Raw genomic sequence first — 20,546 nt, 5'->3', positions numbered from 1 at the left:
AATGGTGAACGGCCGCACCTGGATACGTGCCCACCGTCCATGCGCATCGCCCGCAACGCCGAGTGCTCTGAATTGCGGCGTGTATCGCGCAGGGACGCGAATGGTGAACGGCCGCGCCTGGATACGTGCCCACCGTCCATGCGCATCGCCCGCAACGCCGAGTGCTCTGAATTGCGGCGTGTATCGCGCAGGGACGCGAATGGCGAATGTCCGCGCCCGGACACGTTGCCCACGGTCCGCGCGCCTGCACCGTCGCATGCGGAATACCGGTGCGCTCGGGCATGCTGCACAGGTGCGTCCGGGGTTCCGGATGATGTGGTGCGACTCGTCTGGTGAGCAGGCGGGGGAGGAGTGTGGCGGTATGCGCGCGATTCGATTCGACGAGTACGGCGGGCCCGAGGTGCTGCGGTCGGTGGACGTGGAGATTCCGGAGCCGGGTGCGGGGCAGGTGACCATTGACGTGGCCTACGTCGGAGTGAATTTCGCTGACCTGCAGGCGCGTTCGGTGGGGTACCGGGTACCGGCGCTGCCGTTCGTGCCGGGGCTGGAGCTGTCCGGGCGGGTGCGGGCGATCGGCGCGGGCGTCGAGGGTTTGAGCGTGGGGCAGCCGGTGGCGGCCATCTCAGACGGTGGCGCGTACGCCGAGGTGGTGGTGGTCTCGGCCGATACCGTGTTCCCGGTCCCCGATGGTGTCGAACTGCGCACCGCCGCAACACTTCCCACGGTTCTGCCGACCGCCTACGCGCTGGTGCACACCGTCGGCCGCCTGCAGCCGGGCGATACCGTCCTGGTGCAGGCCGCCGCCGGCGGGGTCGGCACGGTGGCCGCCCAGATCGCCAAGCTCGCGGGTGCGGGCGCGGTATACGGCGTCGTGTCCAGCGAGGCCAAAACGGAATACGCCCGTGAATACGGGTACGACGACGCGTTCCTGTCCGCGACCTTCGACGCCGACGTCCGCGCGGCCACCGGCGGACGCGGGGTGGACCTGGCGTTGGAGTCGGTCGGTGGTGAAACCCTGCGCCGCACACTGGATTCCCTGGCCCGCTTCGGCCGCGTGGTGTCCTTCGGCAATGCGGGCGGCGAGGCGCCGTGGCAGATCGGCGCGCCGGAGCTCTACCCGCAGGGCCGTTCGATCGCCGGATTCTCCATTCTCGGTCTGAGCGCAGCTGCCCCGGACGTGCTGCACGAGATCGCTTCCCATGCCTTCGATCTCGCGACCTCGGGGAAGGTGCGGCTGCCGATCACCGCCGAGTTCCCGCTGGCGGAGGCCGCCGACGCGCACCGGCTGATGGCGGGCCGCTCCTCGACCGGCAAGCTGGTGCTCGCGGTCAACCCCTGAGCTGTCCGGTCACGCCGATCCGTTCTCCGCCGCCGTGATCCGCCCGGATTCGATGGCGGCGAGCAGGGATGCGTAGTCGGTGTCGGTCTGGTCGGCGTAGGTCAGCGCGAATTCGCCGATGGCGTTGTCGAAGACGTCGTTGCCGCCCAGATACGCCGCGATGGCCGTCCGGTCCCCGGACCGGGCGTGCCCGCGGGCCAGCGTGTGCCCGCACAGGCCCGCGTACTCGCGCAGCTGGGCCGCGGACATGTCGTCGATGACCAAGGAGCCCTTCATGTCTCGCAGTTGCCGCCAGTAGTAGAAGAGTCCGTCGGGGCCGGTCGCCCAGCCCAGGAAGATGTCCCCGGCGGACTGGGTGAGCCGCTGCCCGTGCACGACGCGATGGCCTTGATGCTCGAACTGGCTGTCGCTCAGATGTGTCGCCAGCACCGAGTGCTCGGCCTGCTTGACCTGTAGGAACAGGGGGTCGCCGGTGTTGCGGCCGGTCAGCAGCGCGATGAAGCATCGGGTGCCGACACTGCCCACGCCGACCACCTTCATGGCGATGTCGCGCAGTTCGTAGCGGTCCAGCAGCACCCGCCGATCCTCGGGGAGGGTGTCGCGATAGTCCGACAGCACTGAAATCAGTTGTGTGTGCAGCTCTTTCGGGATCGGGCGGAGCAGCGGCGGATCGGCTTTGATGCGCGGCGCGCCGTCGGGCCCGGGCTCGGTGAGCTTGTCGAGCGCCTGCAGGCTGGTGCGGGACCGCGCCCGGTTGATCACCTTCTCGGTCTGTTTGCGATCCCGCGGCCGCATGAGTGCGGCCACCTCCTCGGCGTCGACCATCTCGTACCAGACATCGGTCTCGCCCAGGCCGGCCAGCCGGACCATGGTCTCGCGATAGGCCCGTGCCGCCGCCACCGCGGCCTCGCGGGCTTCCGCGTCGTCGCTCCCATTGGCGCGTGCCGCCACCGCCACGCTGGCGGCGAGCCGTTTCACGTCCCATTCGAACGGGCCGGGCAGTGTCTCGTCGAAGTCGTTGACGTCGAACACGAGCGACCGCTCCGGGGAGGCGAACAGTCCGAAGTTCGACAGGTGCGCGTCGCCGCACAGCTGGACGTGCAGGCCGGTGTTGGGTGCGTCCGCCAGGTCGGACGCCATGATCGCGGGCGCGCCGCGATAGAACGGGAAGCGTCCGGCGGCCATCCGCTGGTATCGGATCGCCACCAGTTCGGGCACCCGGGTGGTGGCCTGCCGCTCCAGTACCGCGATCGGATCCGGCCGGTCCGCCGTGGCTTTCCATTCGCCCAGCGACCGCCGCGGCACCCGTTTGCGCACCGCCCGGCCGGCTTCCGCCGCCGAAGTGTCTCCGGCGTCCGCTGTTGACTCCGTCTCCGATGTCGACATGCGCTGACTCTATCCCCGATTGTGCCAAACCACTATCGACCTGGCACTGGCTCGAAACAATTCGCAGCTATCCAGGAGTAAGTAGCCGCATTCACTCATTTCGAGTACTGGTCCCGGGGAAGTGCTGATGCGCACTCGATTTCGCTGTCTCGTCGCGGCCGGGCTCGTCACGGCCGCTGCCCTGCTCCTGGTGCCCGGTGCCGCCAGCACCGCACCGGAGACACGCACCGGCGTGCTGGGCGAGGATTTCCTCTGGGGCGTGGCGGCTTCCGGATTCCAATCCGAAGGCCAGTCACCCGACAGCAATTGGACCCGCTATATCGAAGCCAATCCCGGCTGGGATCGCCTGGGTGATTCCGTCGATTTCCGTTCCCGGTTTCGATCCGATATCGCCGCGGCCGAGAATCTGGGCGTCCGGGTATTTCGGATCGGCGTGGAATGGGCGCGCCTGGAACCCCGACCGGGAGTGTGGGATCCGGCCGCTTTCGCCTACTACGACGACGTGGTCACCGCGATCGTGGCGGCCGGCATGCGCCCGATGCTGACCCTGGACCACTGGGTGTATCCGGGCTGGGCGGCGGATCGCGGCGGCTGGCGCAATCCCGGCATGGTGTCGGACTGGCTCACCAATATGTGCAAAGTCGTCGACCATTTCGCCGCCCGAAACCCCATCTGGGTGACCATCAACGAGCCGGTCGCCTACATCATGCACGAGGTCCGCCAGAACGACACCGACGCCGATCAGATGCTGGACCGAGTAGCGGAGGCGCACAACAGCATCTACGACTACATCCATCGGGTCCAGCCGAATGCCCTGGTTACCAGCAACGTCGGCTACGTGGCCGGCGCGGAGTCTCGAGTCAACGGTCCCCTGATGGACCGCATAGCCGACAAACTCGATTTCATCGGCATCGACTACTACTTCGCCTACGAACCCCCGGACCTCGCCACCACCCCCGCTCCGTCCGGAATGTGGGATCTCCCTGTCCGTCCCGAAGGCATCTACTTTGCCCTCCAACACTATTCGCAACGTTTCCCCGGCAAGCCCCTGTGGATAGTCGAGAACGGCATCCCCACCGAGGACGGCGCGCCCCGTCCCGACGCCTACACCCGCTCGGAACACCTCCGCGACACCGTCTACTGGCTGCAACGCGCGAAATCCGACGGCATGAACCTCAGCGGCTACAACTACTGGAGCCTCACCGACAACTACGAATGGAGTTCCTACACACCCCGATTCGGCCTCTACACCGTCAACGTCCACGCCGACCCAACCCTGACGCGCATTCCCACAGATGCCGTCGCGACCTACCGCGACATCATCGCCCGCAACGGCCTGCCCGCCGGCTACCTCCCGTCCCGCCCGCCCGACGACTGCCGCTTGGTCGACCCGCCCGCCAGCTGCACCGCCCCGGTCACCGCGCCCTGAGCCTGAAATCGCGGTTCGCGGGCGGAAATCACGGCCCCCAAAAGCGTGGGCATGCGACGGGCCGCCGATCGGTGAACAGTGCTATTCGCAAACGATCACTGTGCTCCCGTGAGCTTTTCCGAATCGAGAACAGCCGCAATATGCGTACCCGCACCTCAGCTCGAACCCTCGCCGCGGCCGGTATCACCGCCGCGGCCTCCGCCCTGACCGTGCTCAGCGCCGGTACGGCCGCCCATGCCGATATCGTCGGCACCGGAATGACGGTGCAGGGCAGCAACTTTCAGGTCGGACAGACCTACAACGTCGTGGTCCCGATCTCCGGCTGCTACAGCCCCGGCCTGTCGGACACCTCCGGCGGCGTGACCATCCGCTCCGCCTGGGCCGTCACGTCGAGCATGCCGGCCGGTACCCCATGCAGCGGTACCACGTCCACCACGACCATTCACTGGACCCCGCTGACCCCCGGCACCCACGTCCTGGGCTTGGGCTACGGCAACACCAACCCGAACCTCCCGCCCTACACCGACCAAGGCACCGCCACCGTCGAGGTCGGCGGCACCGCGAGCACGGACCCCAAGTCCTGCGGCGACGCGGCCGCCAAGCTCTGCACCACGGTCCACGGCACCCCCCAGGTGGGCTGCGAACTGTCCGTGACCATCTCGACCATCCCGGCCTCGGTGGCTTCCTCGGGCTCATCCATCCTCCAGAGCCTGAGCGCCGGAGCCCCCACCCGCAACGCGTGGGTCTCCGACAACGGAACCGGCGTCGGCGCCACACCAATCAACGGCAGCTCCATCACCACCAAGTGGACCCCCACCACAACTGGCTCCCACCACCTGACCGGCCAATACGACACCGGCGCCCAGCCCGGCTTCCTCAGCGACGCAGTGATCTTCCCCGGCACCGCCGGCGAGATGTGGATGCAGGTCGCCGCCTCCGGCACCCAGCCCTGCGCCTGACCCACCCCATCCGAACCGCCCCGCCCCCGAGTGAAGCTTGGAGGCGGGGCGGTTTTTCGCGTTCGCGGCAAACCCGAACCCTCCCTGGCCATATCGGCAAGCGAGCATCTTTCGGCGAGTCAAAATCTAGCAGCGCTAGACATGCTAGCGGACGAGTGCTACCGTTGCTTCAGGTTCTAGCGATGCTAGATTTTGGAAGGGAAGCCGGAAATGCTGATCGTCACCGGGCAGATCGTTGCCACCGTCGCTGTGCTCGCCAATGCTGTTGTTTATGGCACCGATGTTTGTGGGGCTGTGATCATGCGGTCCGTGTATCGCAAGCTCGACGATGCGACCGTGACCATCAGTGCGGGGTGGGGGCACTACTACGGCGATAAGCGGATGCCGGTGGTCGGGGCGGGTGGTGTGGTCACCGCGGTGCTGACGTTGGTGATCGCGCTGGTGGCTGGGCAGATCGGCGCCGCGGTCGCGGCGGGGATCGCGGTGGCGGCATTGCTCACCTGGCTTGCCTTCTATGTCCGGGTCGCCAAGCCGATCAATACTCAGCAGACCGCTGCCGCGCAGAGCGGCATCATTCCGGCCAATGCCCGTGCGCTGCAGGACAAGTGGGACAGCATCCTGAAGTACCGGGTCGCCCTGCAGTTCATCGCCATCGCCGGACTGTGCGCCACGCTGATCCTGTTCTGACCTCGACTCACCTGATATCGAATTTCACTGAGGAGTAATCGACATGACCTTCACCATCAACGAACAGAAGTTCCTCGCCGAGGCCGGGATCGGTCGGCTGGCCACGGTGTCGCCCGACGGCGTCGTGCAGAACAATCCGACCACCTATCGGGTGAACGCGGACGGCACCATCGACATCGGGGGCATGCGGATGCGTAGCAGTCGCAAGTTCCGCAATGTCGAGTCGGGTAGCCGGGTGTCGTTCGTCGTCGACCAGCAGGTTTCGTTGGAGCCGTATGTGATTCGCGGTATCGAGGTACGCGGTACGGCCGAGGCGCTCGACGACGAGGAGCCGCCGTTCCCGCCGCAGGAGCGCGCGGTCATCCGAATCCACCCGGAGCGCGTCATTTCCTGGGGTATCGACGGCGGATCCTTCGACTTCACCAGCCGCGCCGCCGAGTAATCCCGCAAGGCACAACAACATCTATTGATCGCCCGAGCCGCCGCGCTGACCAGTTTGGTCAGCGCGGCAGCGGCATGTCAGAGCACTCGGCTGGCCACGAGATGCGGTGTTGGAAATGATGGGACCGCAACGAGTATCGAGATGAAGCTGTAGACAGGATCGACTGATGCCCACGCCCGCAGAACCCCGAACGTCCGCAGGACGAGCCGGCACCCAGTCGCTTCCCGCTCCGCAGGTGGTTCGCCGAATCATGAGCCTGTACCCGCCACTGTTGGGCGCCGGCGTCCGCGTCACCCATATCGCCGACGATTGGACCAGCGTGGTCGCCACGCACCGAATTCGCCGATGGAACCGCAACCCGAACCGGGCAGCCTTCGGCGGCACGTTGTACGCGATGACCGATCCGTTCTTCGGGATCATGGCGCGTGGTCAACTCGGAGCCGGGTATCGGGTATGGACCAGCGGCGCGAGCATCGAATTCATCGCGCCCGGTCGCGAACTGGTGACGGCCACCATGTCACTCCCGCGCGAGGAGGTCGCGACGATCCGTGCCGCCACCGACGACGGCAGCAAGTCGATCACCTCGCACACCGCCGAAGTCGTCTCCAGCGCAGGCGTTCTCGTCGCGCGAGTCACGCAGCAGCTGTACGTGCGCCGCAGCGATTAGCAATTTCGGAGAGCGAGCATGGCGGAGGCGACTTGGTCGGCATCGGCAGTCCGCAAAGTGGTGCTCATTCCTTCGAGGACGTGCAGTCGAGCCGCCGGGATCTCGGCGGCGAGTGCCTCACCGTTGCCGACGGGGAAGAACGGGTCGGCGCGCCCGTGCACCACGAGCGTGGGCATATCGAGCTCCCCGAGCTGCTCTCGCCATCGCGGGGCACAGTCGATCCGGGAGAACACCATCCCAAGCTGATTCGCCTGGTGCACCGCGGGATCGTTCGACGGCGTCCGGTCCCAGATACGGGCCGCCGTCGCGCGCGCGTCCTCCGGGGCGTCACCTCTGGCTTTCGCGCCCTCGGCAGCGAACGCCGCGACGGCATCCCGATCGGTCCAGTCCGGCAGCGGGCGGGAGAACAGCGTGGCCATGACCGCAGGGTCGTGTTCCGGTAGGTCCGCATCCGCCGGGCCCGGCGCTACCGGCCGGGTGCCGACGAGCGTCAGCGCGGAGAACTTCTCCGGGTGGTCCAGCGCGGCAACCTGAGCGACCATCCCGCCAACGCCGACCCCACCGATATGAGCGGCCCTCGCCCCGAGCACCTCGACCAGCGCGGCCGCGTCCGCCGCGAGATCGCGCAGGCCGTAACCCGGATTCAGTGGATCGAGAGTCGTCGACGCGCCGGAATCCCGCAGGTCGTACCGAACCACCCGCCGCCCATTCGCCGCGAGCTCCTCACACAGAGTGTCGGGCCAAGACAACATCGTTGTCCCACCGACCAACAGGATCAGTGGATCGTCCGCGCGTCCGAAGCTCTCGATGCCGAGCTCCACACCATTCGCCCGCACCACCGTCATGCCATCCCGAACCGGTCGCACCATGCCCGGACTCCTCTCTGTCGGTATGCCCAGAGGTATCGACGACGCATTCACCGGAAAGTCATCGGTGCCGTTGCGCCAGCGGCATGCAGCATGCCTGGGTGGGCGCCTACGAGATTCGCGGGCAGTGGAAACGTCGATCGCATCGGCGCCGGTCGGATCAGGCAGGGCAACGACCACTGATCCCTGCTGCGAGGGCGCCGGCTCGGATCGGGCAACGCCGTTCACCGCGACCGAGGCGAGCAGCAGAATCAGTAGATACCGAAATATTCTGCCCAACAAGCCAATTCCCCCAGGTCCCGACGGTACTTGGCTTCGACCGGCTCAGCCTAGCCCAGGCCCTACGTAGCCGAGCCTGCCTCGCGTGGGGTCAACCGAATGATCGGGATGGTCCGGCCCACCTGGCTCGCTTCCCGGCGATACGGGATGTAGGCCGGGAAAACGTGATCGGCGATGGTCCAGAGCCGTTGGCGCTCGGTGGCGTCGTCGATCACGGTCGCCCGCATCGGTGCTCCACCGAAGACGACATCGGGATTGGCCAGCAGGTTGTAGTACCAAGCGGGGTTGGTTGCCGCGCCCGCGTTGGATGCCGCGATGACGGCGTCATCGCCATCCATGAAGTAGATGATGGCGTTGCGGCGCCGAGCTCCGGTTCGGGCTCCCTCGGTCTCCAGCACTGCGGTCGGGAAGACCAACGTCGCCGATAGGCGGCCGCGCGTGAGCCGCAGCAGCACCGGATCGAGCTTCCACGCGATGTGGCGAGAGATAAATCGAGGCAGTCGCCCGACGGCAACGGCAGCGTAGGCGCGGACGAACCACCTCGGCCGACCCGTCGCATCGACTGGCTTCGCCCGCAATCGCACCGGCTTCTGCTGCTTGTCCCCACGATCGGTCTTCATGTCGTACCCCCAGGTCCGAGAACGGCCTACTACAATGCATAGTAGGCCGTTCTCGTTGGTGTGCAAGGGTTTGCGACTACTGGTGAGTCAGCCGGACGACCCCGCTGTAGGGCTGCTCGCCAGGCGCCCATGGATCAGGCTGCTGAGCGGCGACGACTTCAGCGGGAACGGGCGGCGAGAGCCGGTTGAATCGAGCCGCACCCACCACGATCGATTCGAGGTAACTCGCATTCCATCCGAGCTCCTCGAAGAACGTGACCCCATCGGCAGGCAGGAATGTCCACGGTGCCCGCTGCAACAGACCCTCGTTACGGTCGGTCATCAGACGAGCGACTCCCGCAGAACTGAAGTCGAGGCACCACCCGGCGATCTCAGGCCGCGTCAACGCCGCCGACAAGGCGACCACGTCAGCCTCCTCCAGGTACATCACCAACCCCTCGGAGATCACCAGTGCTCGCGTCGCGTCGGTGAGCACCGAGTCGAGATACGTTGTGACAGCACCAGAATCGGTGACATCGAGCGCGGTCCGAACCAGCCGGCACCGAGGTGTCTCCCCAGCGAGCAGCGCGGATTTCTCGGCGACGAGGTCGGGCAAATCGGCTTCGATCCACACCAGGTCGGCCGGCAATTCCATCCGGTACGGCCGCGCATCGAGCCCGGCCCCCAGATTCAGCACCAAATTGCACCCACCGGCGACCGCCTCGGCCACCTGATCATCGATGAGTTTGGTGCGAGCAACCAGGAACCAGTCATCCGCCATCGCCTGCCCGGCAACCTCGGCGATCACCCGCCCCCGCTCCCCGGCGAGCCGCTCGGCCAGTGGGTCCCGGAACAACGCATCAGGCCGCGCGGACTCCATGGCCCGATGCGCGGCCACCCACCGCGCGGTATCCGAAACGTTGGAAACCAATGGTTGCGAAGACATTCGACCCATCTCCCTTGCTCGCCTCTGCATCAACAGGATGCCTCTACATTTATAGAGTGTCGGGCGGGGGCGTGGACCGAGATGTGGGCGATGCCACCCGTGAAACCCCAGGGCAACACTCGAATCCGCAGGCAGATGAGCTTGGCAACGGGTGTGATGGCCCTACGGTCGGTCGAACTCGCCGTCCTTGACTCCCTGGGTGAAGGCGTCCCATTCACCCGGCGTGAAGGTCAGGGCCGGGTCGGTCGGGTTCTTGGAGTCTCGGACGCCGACTCGGCCGGAATCGAGGAACGCGACCTCGACGCATTCGCCTTGGGCTTGGCTGTATGTGCTCTTGAACCAGTTCGTCACGGGCAGTTCGTTATTCACATTCGAAATCCTCTGCGTGGGCGCTGGACTGTGGCTTGGAAGCGGTAGAAGTTGGGCGAATACCTCTGCGGGGAGCGGGGTTCCGCTACTCCGTGAGGAGTTGTTCAATCACCCACTGGGCTGCGTCGGGTTGCATAGGAAGGGTGGCGTGGTCGGCTAATCCGGCTCGGGGGTAGAGGTCTTCGAAGTAGTCGTTTTCGACGCGGGGGTCGTCGATGAAGGAGGCTGGGCCGGGTGGGGTGAGGACCTGGTCGCCTCGGGTGGCGAGGACGGAGTAGACGACGCCGGGGACGGTTACTCCGCCGTTGAGGATGGCGCGGGTTATTCGGGATCCGGCGAGGCAGTCGAGGGCGCCTGCTATGCCGGTGAATATGGTGTCGCGCAAGGGATCTTTTGCGTCGTCGAGGATTCCGGCCAGGCCCTCGGGGGAGCCGGGGAGGTCGAGGCCGCCTACCAGGGTGGCGGCTGTGGTTCCCTGGGTTACTGGCGCTAGGTAGATCGCGCGGTCCACGTGGGGGCCGCCGTGCAGGAACTTCAGGTAGTAGTTGGCGATCAGGGCGCCGGATGAGTGGGCGACGATGTCGACGTGGTCGGCGCCTGTTGCCGCCTGCACCTTCGTGATGAATCCTGCCAGTTCTCCGGCGGATTCGGGCACCGGGGCGGCGGCCTGCATCGGGCCGATGATGCCGTACCCGAAGACGAACGGGCATCCGCCGAGATCGCGAATTCCACCGGTGATTCCCGCCATCTGCTTGTCGAGTGTCGCGCGAATGTCCCCTACCGCCCCGAAACCACCAAGCACTACAACAGGATTCGGCTGCTCGGCGGACGGAATGCAGTCCAGCGTCGGCTCGAGTGTTCTGGCGGTCTGCGCCGCCCCGGCGACGTTCGAAGGTCTGACCCTGGACCCGAAGGCAGGTCCCGATCCGATGATCGACGGCTGCCCGATGATCGGGCCGGGCCGGGGGACCGCCTCCGCCGGTGCGGCGCTCAATCCGATCGCGGCAGCCGCCACCACCACCGCGGTACCAACTCGAACCTTCAGTTGTGTCCCCGCCCTCATCGATTTCCATTGTCTGTTCGCCGGTGTCGCAGTGCTCACCGAAATACTTCGGCTGGCGGGGGTGTTCGGACGACTGGCCCAGCGTGTCGGCGGCGTGCCATACGCTCCGGGGGATCGGAAGGAGTGTGGGGTGAGTAAGCGCGGCTGGCTGTTGTTCCTGGGTATGGGCGTGATCTGGGGTGTCCCGTACGCCATGATCCGGGTCGCGGTGCGGGATTTCGATCCGGTGTTCGTGGCCTTCGGCCGGACGCTGCTGGGCGCGCTGGTGTTGTCGCCGTTCGCGTTGTATTCGAAGGTGCTGTGGCCGGTGTTGCGGCAGTGGCGCTGGGTGCTGGTGTACACGCTGGTGGAGATCACCGGGCCGTGGTTGCTCATCGGCCACGCGGAGACTCGACTGACCAGTTCGACGGTGGGGCTGCTCATCGCCGCCGTCCCGTTGATCGCGATCGTGATCACCACCCGCCTCGGCCACGAGCGCCTCGACCTGCGCCGGGCACTCGGCCTGGTGATCGGCTTCGCGGGCGTGACCGCCCTCGTCGGCCTGGATATCGACGTCTCGAATCTGGGTGCGCTGGCGGCCATCGGAGTGAGCGTGATCGGTTACGCGCTCGGCCCGATCATCATCGACCGCAAGCTCGCCGACCTGCCGCCGATCGGCGTGGTGACCGCGTCGCTGGCCATCGCGGCCGCGCTATACCTGCCGTTCGCGCTGTGGCGCGTGCCGGACCGCTTCCCAGCCGGGGCGAGCTGGTCGGTGGTGGGCCTGGGCCTACTCTGCACGGCGCTGGCGTTCGTGGTCTTCTTCGCTCTCATCGGCGAGGTCGGCCCCTCGCGCGCGACCGTCATCACCTACATCAATCCCGCGGTGGCCCTGCTGATCGGCGTCTCACTGCTGAACGAACCGCTCACCGCGGGCATGGCGATCGGCTTCCCGCTGGTGATCGCGGGCTCGATCCTGGGCACCGCGCGTGCCAAGGACCGGCCCGAGGTGGTTCCGGCGCGGGCCTAGCTCACTCGTCGGACTCCGCGGCCTGCTGTGCCGCGGCGCGATCCGCCTTGCGCTGCTTGTGCGCTCCGCCGCGCCGCTCGATGCGCGGATCCTCGCTGACCTCGTAGCGCTTCACGTACTCCCCGAGGAACGCCTGCAGGGTGGCGGTGGCGGGAATCGCCAGCAGCGCGCCAACCGCCCCGAGCAGCGCCCCGCCCACGATCACCGACAACAGCGCGATCGCCGGATTCACGTCCACCGTCTTCGCGGTGATGCGCGGCTGCAGCACATAGTCCTGAATCCACTGGTAGATCACCACGAACAGGATGATCCACACCGCATCGAGCGGTTTGATGGTGAGCGCCACCAGAATCGGCAGCACACCCGCCAGATACGTCCCGATGGTCGGCACGAACGAGGCCACCACGCCGAACCAGATGCCCAGTGCCACCGCGTTGGGTATCCCGAGCAGCGCCAGGAACGCCCCGTGCGCCACGGCCGAGATGACCGCTAGCAGCGCCCGCGAATACAGGTAGCCGCCGGTCTTGTCGATGGCCAGGTCCCAGGCATGCAGCACCGCACCCTGTTTCGCGGGCGGCAGCAGCGAGCACACCGTGCGCCGCAGTTTGGGCCCGTCGGCGGTCATGTACACGCTGAACAGGGCGATAGTCAGCAAGCGCGCCAGCCCGCCCAGCACCGTGCTCGACAGTCCCCACACATTGTTGGCGGCCCGCTCGGCCCAGGAGCTGATCACGTTGGAGTCCTTGAACAGCCGGTCGCGCAGTTGGTCGAGGGTGAAGCTCTGGTGGAACACGCGATTGACCCAGTTCAAGAGCTCGTCGAGCAGCCGCGGGAGTTCGTGCACCACATTGGCGACGGTCTCCACCATGAGCACGCCCAGTGTCGCGATGAACCCGGCGGTGCAGGCGAACACGATGATGAACACCACCGCGGTGGCCAGTCCGCGATTGACGCCGCGCCCGGCCATGCCGTCCACCGCCGGCTCCATGGCGAGGGAGACGAAGAAGGACACGGTCATCATGATCGCGATGCCGATCAGCTGGTGCGCCGCCCAATTGGCGAGTTCGAACAGTCCGAGCAGAGCCAGGGCGAGCACCATGGCGCGAGGTAGCCAGGCGGGCATGGCGGCCCGGAGCGTGGGTTCTGGGTTGTCGGCGGCCACGGGCCCCAGTCTCGGGCACCGGCGCGGCTTTCCCGGGACGACCCACCGAGGGGTCCGAAATCGAACGGCGGGTGGACGAATCGGACGAATCTGGACGGTCTGTTTATTTTTGGTGAACGGAATCGAGACCCATTCGGAGAGAAAGGTTTTCCCGCGATAGTGTGCAGGCATGCGGGAGGGCGGCCAAGATATGCGAGTGCGCACGAAATTCTCCAGCGAACTGATAGCGCTGACCGAGGAGCTCGCGCATATGGCGCAGCTGACACAGGAGGCGTCGGAGCGGGCCACGGCCGCGCTCGGCGGCGCCGATCTGACGGCGGCGTACGAGGTGTTCGCGCTGGAGGAACACGTGGAGATCGAGCACGCTAAATGTGAGGACCGCTCGGTCATCCTGCTGGCGCTGGAGGCTCCGGTCGCCCGCGACCTGCGGCAGGTCATCACCGCCATGCAGATCGCCGACGACCTCATGGCCGTGAGCCGATCGCTCAGCCGGGTCGCCGACGTGGTGGTGCGCCGCTACCCGGCCGTGGTGGCCCCTGCCCACGTTCTCGACCTGCTGGTGGAAATGTCCGGTGCGGTCACGCATCTGGCCGGCAGCGCCGTGAGAGTCATTGCGGCGCAGAACCCGCCACGCGATCGGGTCCTGGTCCCGCGCGACGAGAACCTGGAGCGGCTGCGCGGCCGCCTGGTGGAGATGGCCGCCGACGACGGCTGGCCGCACGGGTCGGCCATGGCCATCGATATCGCGCTGCTGGCCCACCATTTCGAGCGCGCGGCCGACCACTGCGTGCGCATCGGACGGCTCATTCGCTTCTTCCACACCGGTATTCCGCTCTACGCGCAAACGGAGGCGTAACTACCACCTCCTGTGAGGGGCCCCGATCGGCGGGAGTAAGCTGCCCGAATTGCTTCATGGCGAGGTCTTTTCGAGTAGCACCGCACGCACGGACAGCCGAAATCCGACAAGGGCCCCAAACATGCCAAACAGCTCTACCCAGGCATCGGTATCCACCCCGTCTCGGGTGGCAGCGCCGGTCCGGGTCGCACCGTCCATCGCACCGTCGGCGCCGACGATCGAGCAATCGGCGCCCCCCGAGAGAACGCTCACGCACCGCCAGATCATGACCATCCTGTCCGGTCTGCTGCTGGGAGTATTCCTCGCGGCACTGGACCAGAACATCGTCAGCGTGGCGATCGTCCGCATCGCCAACAGCCTGCACGGCTTCGACAAACAAGCCTGGGCCACCACGGCCTACCTGATCACCGCCACCATCTCCACGCCGCTCTACGGCAAATTGGCCGACATCTACGGCCGCAAACCCTGCTACCTCATCGCCATCGGCGTCTTCGTGCTCGGCTCGGTGGCCTGCACCTTCGCCACCTCGATGTACCAGCTCGCCGGCTTCCGCGCGCTGCAGGGCGTCGGCGCGGGCGGGCTCATGTCGCTGGCCTTCACCATCATCGGCGATATCGTGCCGCCCCGCGAAAGGGTCAGGTACCAGGGCTATTTCATGATGGTGTTCGGCATCGCCACCGTGCTGGGACCGGTGCTGGGCGGCTTCTTCTCCAATGCCGACCACATTCTGGGACTGTCGGGCTGGCGCTGGGTGTTCCTGGTGAACGTGCCCATCGGCGGGCTCGCGCTGGTCGTGGTCGCCAAGGTGCTCAACGTGCCCTTCGAACGACACCGGCACCGCACCGACTGGCTGGGCGCGATAACCCTTGCGGCGGGCACGGTTCCGCTGCTCATCGTCGCCCAGCAGGGTCGCGAGTGGGGATGGCGGTCGCAGCACGCCCTGCTCTGCTACGGCATCGCGGCCGCGGGGCTGGCGCTGTTCCTGGTCGTCGAATTCCTGATGAAGGACTCCGCGCTGATTCCGCTGCGGCTGTTCCGGAGTCGCACGTTCAGCATCGCCATCCTGGGCGGATTCGTCGTCGGCGTCGCCATGTTCGGCGCGATCGTGCTGGTGCCGTTGTACTTCCAGGTGGTGCGCGGGTATTCGCCCACGCGCTCCGGGCTTTTCATGCTGCCCCTGGTGGTCGGCATCATGATCGGCGCGCAATTGTCCGGGCTCATCACCAAATTCACCGGACGCTACAAGGCGCTGCCCGTCCTCGGATCGCTGGTGATCGGCGTGGGATCGCTGCTGTTCGCGCTGGTCCGCTTCGACAGCCCGCTGTGGCAGCCGCTGCTGTACTGCGGCGTCATCGGTTTCGGGCTGGGCGGGTGCATGCAGACGCTCATCATCGCCGCGCAGAACGCCGGGCCGCGCGCGGACATGGGCGTGTCCACCGCATCGGCCACCTTCTTCCGGCAGATGGGCGGCACCCTCGGCGTCGCGGTGTTCCTCACCATCCTGTTCAACCTGCTGCCGCGAAAGATCATGGCGGCCTTCGGCGGTCAGCTGCCGCCGGAGTTCGACGCCGCGCAACTGGGCCGGGTCGAAGCCAACACCAGCGGTATCGCGGCGCTGCCCGAACACCTGCGGACCCCCATCCTGGTCGGGTTCACCCACGCCATGGGCGGGGTGTTCGCGGTGGCCGCCGCGGTGGCGGTGGTGGCGGCGTTCGTGCTGCTGTTCATGAAAGAGATTCCGCTGCAGGACACTCCGAAGCCCGTCGTGGTCGTCGAGGAGATCGTCGAGGCGGAACCCGAACCCGAACCCGAAACCGAGCCGGAGCCGGAGTACGAGTTCGAGGAGTCCTCGGGCCTGTCGGTGTCGGGTCGGGTGCAACGGGAGGACGGGCAGTCGGTGCCCGACACCGTGCTCACGCTCATCGATCAACGCGGACGCCAGGTTTCGCGAGCGATCGGCCATTCCGATGGCGAGTACCTCATCGCTGCGCCGCATGCGGGTGGGTACGTGCTGATCGTATCGGCGTTCGGGTATCAGCCCGCCGCGCTGAGCATTTCCGTCGGCAGCCGCCCGCATCGCCTGGATGTCTCGCTGCTCGGCTCCGGCGAGGTGTCGGGCGTGGTGCGGTCGGCGGGACGGGGCGCGCCGCTGGGGGATGCGACGGTCACCCTCACCGACGCGTTCGGCGATGTGGTCGGGTCCGCCGTCACCACCTCCGACGGTGACTTCACCTGCCGCGGCGTGCTGGCCGGGACCTACACGCTGGTCGCGGTGGCCGAGCACATGCGGCCCTCCGCCATCACCCTCACCGTGCCCGACAGCGGGATGCTGCGCCACGACATCGAATTGGCGCCGCGGTCGGTGCTGGCCGGGTCGGCCTGCAACGAGCGCGGCGACGGCATCCCCGACGCCCAGATCACCGTGCTGGACGAGGCCGGGGACCTGATCGCGGTCACCCGCACCGACGGCACCGGCCGCTATGTGGTGCCGGACCTGGCCGAGGGGCGCTACACCGTGATGGCGCGCGGGTATCCCGCCGCGTTCAGCCGGGTCACGGTGGCCGACGGTGAAGTGGCGCATGACGTGCTGCTGGGATATGAGCGGATGGAGGCGGTGTCCGACGTACGCCGAGAGGTGTCCGTCGACCGCAGAGAGGTGTCCGTCGACCGGATGGAGACGGTGGGAGCCGACCGCAGGGAGGTGGCGGACCGAGTTTGAGATTCGGTGAGCGGGACAGCCGTCCAGCTGTTAGGTTTCCGCACTGAAAACAGTCCATTATTCGGTATTGGGCTGACCCAGGGGAGACCAGACATGAAGACCTCGCGCGCACTGCTCACCGCCGCCGCCCTCGCCGCCGTCCTGCCCACCGCGGCGGTGGCCGCCGAACCGCCCGCGACCACTGTCAACGAGTATGTGGCCCTCGGTGATTCCTGGGCCGCCGACGCCACCCTCAGTCAGCTCAGCACCGCGTTCACCCCGGTGCCCTGCGTGCAGAGCGCCCACAACTACGCCAAGCAGGTGGCTGCGGCCCTGGCCGTGCCGGTGTTCCGCGACGCCACCTGCGGCGGCGCGGTCACCGCGAACATGACCCAGCCGCAGTCCATCGGCGGCAGCTCCAACCCACCGCAGTTCGACCGGCTCACCGAGTCCACCGACCTGGTCACCCTCGAAATCGGCGGCAACGACGCGAATCTGGCCGCCATCGTCACCGACTGCATCACCCTCGACCCGGCGGTCAGCCCCTGCCTGAACTCCATGGTCGCCGACGGCGTCGACCGGATGTCACAGAACATCGCCAAGACCGAACCCCGCGTGGCCGCCACCATCGCCGGCATTCGGGAACGCGCCCCGCACGCCCGCATCCTGCTGCTCGACTACTTCGAAGGCATCGGCCTCGACGGCGGCTGCTGGCCGGTCATCCCCATCTCCGACCCCGACGCGATCTGGCTGGGGCAGAAGCTGATCGAACTGCACACCATGCTCGCCCGGGTCGCCGCCACCACCGGCGTCGACTTCGTCGACACCTACGCCGGCAGCTCGGGCCACGACGCCTGCCGGCCGGTCGGCACCCGCTGGGTGGAGGGCCTGGTCCCGTTCTCCGGCAACCCGGTCGGCCTCGCCGTCCCCTTCCACCCCAACCAGCTGGGCGCGGACTACCAAGCTCGCCGGGTACTGGAAACCCTGGGCGCGTCCTGACTGCTCACCGCCGTGCCCGGCGGCTGCCGTGCCCGGCGGCCCAACCGCTGAGCACGGCGGTCTGTCGCCTCCCAGCTATCTCGATACCCCGCAGCACGAGCAACGTCCACCGGTCGCCGAGTACCGCGGCGGTGCGTGGCGCCGCCAGATCACTCCCGCATTCGGCAGCGCCAACCGCGCACCCGGCGCTTCATTCTCGCGGGCGCGGTGTGATCCGCACGCGGTTGTCGTGGAAGACCGCGCCGCCGCCGTAGTCCGAATCCCGTTCGGCGATGGTCGCGTTCACGGTCGCGCCGCCGGAATGCTTGGCCCAGCGGCCTTTCGGGGTCGCGGCGACGCCGGGACGGACCGTGTCGGAGACCTCGGCGATCGCGTCGAAGGAGCCGCGGTCGTTGCCGACCGTCACCGGATCACCGTCGGCGATGCCGCGTGCCGCCGCGTCGTCGGGGTGGATGGTGACGCGGAGTTCGCCTGCGCGCCGCCGCAATTCGGGATTCGAACCGAACCCCGTATTGAGGAAATAGTGCGAGGCGGCCGAGATCAGCACCAGGCCGTCGCCCGGATCGGCGGGCGGGGTGTAGCCGGCCAGCGGCGCGTGCCCGTCCCGCTCGGCCAGGTCGGACACGAACCGCAGCTTGCCCGCGGGCACCGGACCCGGCGCGATCTTCAGGAAGCCCTCGGCGCGCAGCCGGTCCACGTCGTACTGTTTCAGCAGCTGGTTCGCCAGCTCCTCGTCGGACTCGTAGAGCGCCGGTTCGGTGAGCCCCATGCGGCGGGCCAGGCGGCGGAAGGTTTCGGTGGTGGGCAGGCAGTCGCCGGGCGGCGGCACGGCCGGCTCGTTCCAGACCAGATAGAGATTGCCGTACGCGGCCAGCACATCCAGGTGCTCGGGCTGCATGGTGGCCGGGAGGACGATATCGGCGTAGTCGACCGTGTCGGTCGGGAAGTGTTCGAGCACCACCGTGAACAGGTCCGCACGGGACAGACCCTCGATCACCCGGCGCTGATCGGGGTTGGAGCCCACCGGATTCGCGCCGATCACGAACAACGCGTGCACCGGCGGGCCGTCCGGATCCAGCAGCGCCTCACCCATCCGGGTCATGGACAGGGTACGCACCGGGTGCGGCAGCAGATCGAAGCGGGTCAGGGCGGGCGTGTCGAGGCGGAAGTGTCCGCTGGTCGAATAGTGCAGTCCACCACCGCGAATCGCCCAGTCACCGGTCACGCCGGGCAGACAGGCCAGGGTGCGCAGGGCCATACCGCCGCCCGCGTGCCGCTGCATGCCCTGCGAGGCGCGGATGGCCGTGGGGCGGGTGCGGGCGATGCGCTCGCCCAACGCCACGATGCGCTCCACCGGCACACCGGTGATGGCGGCGGCCCGCTCGGGCGGGTACTCGGCGATGCGGGACCGGAATTCCGGCCAGCCCTCGGTGTGGGCCGCGAGGAACTCCTGGTCCTGCGCGCCCAGCCCGACGATGACGTGCATCAGGCCCAGTGCGAGCGCGGCGTCGGTGCCCGGCAGCGGGGCCAGGTGTTCGTCACAGCGTTCGGCGGTCTTGGTGCGCACCGGATCGATGGCCACGGTGTACGCGCCGCTGTCCTGGATGAACTTCCAGACGTGATGTCCGGAGGTCATCGGGTTGGTGCCCCACAACAAGATCAGCTTCGACGCCGCCAGGTCCTCGGGGTCCATGCCGCCCGCGGTGCCCAGGGTGTATTCCAGCCCGACGGTGCCCGCGACCGAGCAGATGGTCGGGTCGTGGCGGGAGGCGCCGAGCGCATTGAAGAAACGTCGTCCGGAAAGACCCTCCAGCCCTTGGATGTAGCCGAGGCTGCCGGTGCCGTGGAACGGCCACACCGCCTCGCCGCCGTGCTCGGCGATGATGGCGGTCAGGCGTTCGGCGATCTCGTCGAGCGCCTCGTCCCAGCTGATCGGCTCGAAGCGGCCCTCACCCTTGCGGCCGATCCGGCGGAGCGGGCGGGTGAGGCGTTCGGGGGAGTGGACCTGTTCGAGGTAGCGGTTCACCTTGACGCACAGCGCGCCCCGGGTGACCGGGTGCTCCTTGTTGCCGCGCAGTCCGGCGGCCCGGCCGTCCTGGACGTCCACCACCCAGGAGCAGGCGTCGGGGCAGTCGAGGGGGCACGCTCCCAGAACCTTCACACCGTAGATCGTAAGCAAGTGCTCAGGCGGGTGCGAAAGGCGAGGATACGGCCGGTTTTCCAGTGCGACACGCCTAGGTCGTCATGTGAAGACACGCGGTCGCACTGGGGTAGTCTCGGCGCGCGGCTAATCAGCCGCAACAGGAGTGCGGGGGCGGAAGTGCGCGGTGGAATGGGAGATTCATGATCACCCCCGGCCGAGGTCTAGTCGGTGTCGTGTCAGGGTGCGCGGCGCTGCTGACCGGCTGCGCGCACGCAGGTCACGCCGATACCGCGCACGCGAGCCGGCCCCATACCGAGCTGGCCGCCTCCGATACCTCCGAGATGCAGCGCAGTGCCTTCGTCACCGCCTGCGCGGGCACCGCCGCGGGCTGGCAGGCGACCGCGGTGGTCAGCAACCGGGATGTGGTGGAGCACCGGTATCTGGTGGTGATCAGTTTCATGACGCCCGAGGCCGCCGATCTGGAACGGACCCGCACCGAGGTGCTGGTGGCGCCGGGCGCGACCCAGGACTTCACCACCGAGACGCTGCTGGATCCGGTGGCCCGGCCACAGACCGTGCGGTGTGTGCTGCGCGGCGTCGAACAGCTCTGATCGATACTCGCTATTCGGGCACGGGACGGATGGGTCC

At 67.5% G+C, this 20,546-nt stretch carries 19 protein-coding genes; 11 read left to right on the top strand and 8 right to left on the bottom strand.

Annotation, left to right across the window (positions count from 1 at the left end):
• The first annotated feature begins 361 nt into the window (after positions 1 to 361).
• Positions 362 to 1,339 carry a quinone oxidoreductase family protein gene (locus tag ACYVKL_RS13260; RefSeq protein ID WP_379162807.1) on the top strand — a complete coding sequence of 326 codons (978 nt, stop codon included), beginning with the start codon at positions 362 to 364 and terminating at the stop codon, positions 1,337 to 1,339.
• Positions 1,340 to 1,348: 9 nt separating this feature from the next.
• Here ACYVKL_RS13260 and ACYVKL_RS13255 read toward each other — a convergent pair whose 3' ends face one another.
• Entirely contained in the window at positions 1,349 to 2,725 is a 1,377-nt protein-coding gene (locus ACYVKL_RS13255; RefSeq protein ID WP_379162804.1) for a DUF2252 domain-containing protein, read from the bottom strand.
• Between the two features lie 127 nt (positions 2,726 to 2,852).
• Between ACYVKL_RS13255 and ACYVKL_RS13250 the strand changes: the two genes are divergently transcribed.
• The 5 genes from ACYVKL_RS13250 (at position 2,853) to ACYVKL_RS13230 (ending at position 6,909) form a co-directional block, all read left to right on the top strand.
• Positions 2,853 to 4,154, top strand: coding sequence for a family 1 glycosylhydrolase (locus ACYVKL_RS13250; RefSeq protein WP_379162801.1), 1,302 nt, complete (start codon positions 2,853 to 2,855; stop codon positions 4,152 to 4,154).
• A gap of 140 nt (positions 4,155 to 4,294) precedes the next feature.
• Positions 4,295 to 5,113, top strand: coding sequence for a hypothetical protein (locus tag ACYVKL_RS13245; protein ID WP_379162798.1), 819 nt, complete (start codon positions 4,295 to 4,297; stop codon positions 5,111 to 5,113).
• Positions 5,114 to 5,323: 210 nt separating this feature from the next.
• Positions 5,324 to 5,800: a DUF1772 domain-containing protein gene (locus ACYVKL_RS13240; RefSeq protein WP_213560931.1), complete on the top strand. Its 477-nt coding sequence runs from the start codon at positions 5,324 to 5,326 to the stop codon at positions 5,798 to 5,800.
• Between the two features lie 43 nt (positions 5,801 to 5,843).
• Entirely contained in the window at positions 5,844 to 6,242 is a 399-nt protein-coding gene (locus ACYVKL_RS13235; protein ID WP_379162793.1) for a PPOX class F420-dependent oxidoreductase, read from the top strand.
• Positions 6,243 to 6,492: 250 nt separating this feature from the next.
• On the top strand, positions 6,493 to 6,909 hold the full coding sequence (locus ACYVKL_RS13230; RefSeq protein WP_379162790.1) for a DUF4442 domain-containing protein: 417 nt from the start codon (positions 6,493 to 6,495) through the stop codon (positions 6,907 to 6,909).
• On the opposite strand, the gene ACYVKL_RS13225 is transcribed toward ACYVKL_RS13230, so the two are convergent.
• The 5 genes from ACYVKL_RS13225 to ACYVKL_RS13205 form a co-directional block, all read right to left on the bottom strand.
• Positions 6,906 to 7,754, bottom strand: a complete 849-nt coding sequence (locus ACYVKL_RS13225) for an alpha/beta fold hydrolase (protein WP_379165702.1) — start codon at positions 7,752 to 7,754, stop codon at positions 6,906 to 6,908. The genes ACYVKL_RS13230 and ACYVKL_RS13225 overlap by 4 nt on opposite strands.
• 362 nt (positions 7,755 to 8,116) lie before the next feature.
• Positions 8,117 to 8,674, bottom strand: coding sequence for a nitroreductase/quinone reductase family protein (locus tag ACYVKL_RS13220; RefSeq protein WP_379162787.1), 558 nt, complete (start codon positions 8,672 to 8,674; stop codon positions 8,117 to 8,119).
• A gap of 76 nt (positions 8,675 to 8,750) precedes the next feature.
• Positions 8,751 to 9,599 carry a class I SAM-dependent methyltransferase gene (locus ACYVKL_RS13215; protein ID WP_379162784.1) on the bottom strand — a complete coding sequence of 283 codons (849 nt, stop codon included), beginning with the start codon at positions 9,597 to 9,599 and terminating at the stop codon, positions 8,751 to 8,753.
• A 162-nt stretch (positions 9,600 to 9,761) separates the two neighbouring features.
• Complete coding sequence (locus tag ACYVKL_RS13210) at positions 9,762 to 9,968, bottom strand: DUF397 domain-containing protein (RefSeq protein ID WP_379162781.1); 207 nt, start codon at positions 9,966 to 9,968, stop codon at positions 9,762 to 9,764.
• A gap of 85 nt (positions 9,969 to 10,053) precedes the next feature.
• Positions 10,054 to 11,031 (bottom strand): esterase/lipase family protein, encoded by a 978-nt coding sequence (locus ACYVKL_RS13205; protein WP_379162778.1) that lies wholly within the window; start codon positions 11,029 to 11,031, stop codon positions 10,054 to 10,056.
• A gap of 130 nt (positions 11,032 to 11,161) precedes the next feature.
• Here ACYVKL_RS13205 and ACYVKL_RS13200 point away from each other — a divergent pair, with 130 nt between their 5' ends.
• Positions 11,162 to 12,040, top strand: a complete 879-nt coding sequence (locus ACYVKL_RS13200; RefSeq protein ID WP_379162775.1) for a DMT family transporter — start codon at positions 11,162 to 11,164, stop codon at positions 12,038 to 12,040.
• Position 12,041: 1 nt separating this feature from the next.
• Here ACYVKL_RS13200 and ACYVKL_RS13195 read toward each other — a convergent pair whose 3' ends face one another.
• Complete coding sequence (locus ACYVKL_RS13195; protein ID WP_379162772.1) at positions 12,042 to 13,202, bottom strand: AI-2E family transporter; 1,161 nt, start codon at positions 13,200 to 13,202, stop codon at positions 12,042 to 12,044.
• 196 nt (positions 13,203 to 13,398) lie between these two features.
• Here ACYVKL_RS13195 and ACYVKL_RS13190 point away from each other — a divergent pair, with 196 nt between their 5' ends.
• The 3 genes from ACYVKL_RS13190 to ACYVKL_RS13180 all read left to right on the top strand — a co-directional run bounded on the left by ACYVKL_RS13190 (position 13,399) and on the right by ACYVKL_RS13180 (position 17,755).
• Positions 13,399 to 14,058 (top strand): phosphate signaling complex PhoU family protein, encoded by a 660-nt coding sequence (locus ACYVKL_RS13190; protein WP_379162769.1) that lies wholly within the window; start codon positions 13,399 to 13,401, stop codon positions 14,056 to 14,058.
• A 265-nt stretch (positions 14,059 to 14,323) separates the two neighbouring features.
• A complete protein-coding gene (locus ACYVKL_RS13185; RefSeq protein ID WP_379162766.1) occupies positions 14,324 to 16,777 on the top strand; it encodes an MFS transporter in 2,454 nt (817 codons plus the stop codon).
• A 93-nt stretch (positions 16,778 to 16,870) separates the two neighbouring features.
• Positions 16,871 to 17,755, top strand: a complete 885-nt coding sequence (locus ACYVKL_RS13180; RefSeq protein ID WP_379162764.1) for an SGNH/GDSL hydrolase family protein — start codon at positions 16,871 to 16,873, stop codon at positions 17,753 to 17,755.
• A gap of 190 nt (positions 17,756 to 17,945) precedes the next feature.
• On the opposite strand, the gene ACYVKL_RS13175 is transcribed toward ACYVKL_RS13180, so the two are convergent.
• Positions 17,946 to 19,916 carry a molybdopterin-containing oxidoreductase family protein gene (locus ACYVKL_RS13175; RefSeq protein WP_379162761.1) on the bottom strand — a complete coding sequence of 657 codons (1,971 nt, stop codon included), beginning with the start codon at positions 19,914 to 19,916 and terminating at the stop codon, positions 17,946 to 17,948.
• A 215-nt stretch (positions 19,917 to 20,131) separates the two neighbouring features.
• Here ACYVKL_RS13175 and ACYVKL_RS13170 point away from each other — a divergent pair, with 215 nt between their 5' ends.
• Positions 20,132 to 20,509 carry a hypothetical protein gene (locus ACYVKL_RS13170; protein ID WP_213559875.1) on the top strand — a complete coding sequence of 126 codons (378 nt, stop codon included), beginning with the start codon at positions 20,132 to 20,134 and terminating at the stop codon, positions 20,507 to 20,509.
• The last annotated feature ends 37 nt before the right edge of the window (positions 20,510 to 20,546 follow it).

This window comes from Nocardia tengchongensis (assembly GCF_054781395.1).
This window is presented reverse-complemented; position numbering and strand designations above follow the sequence as displayed.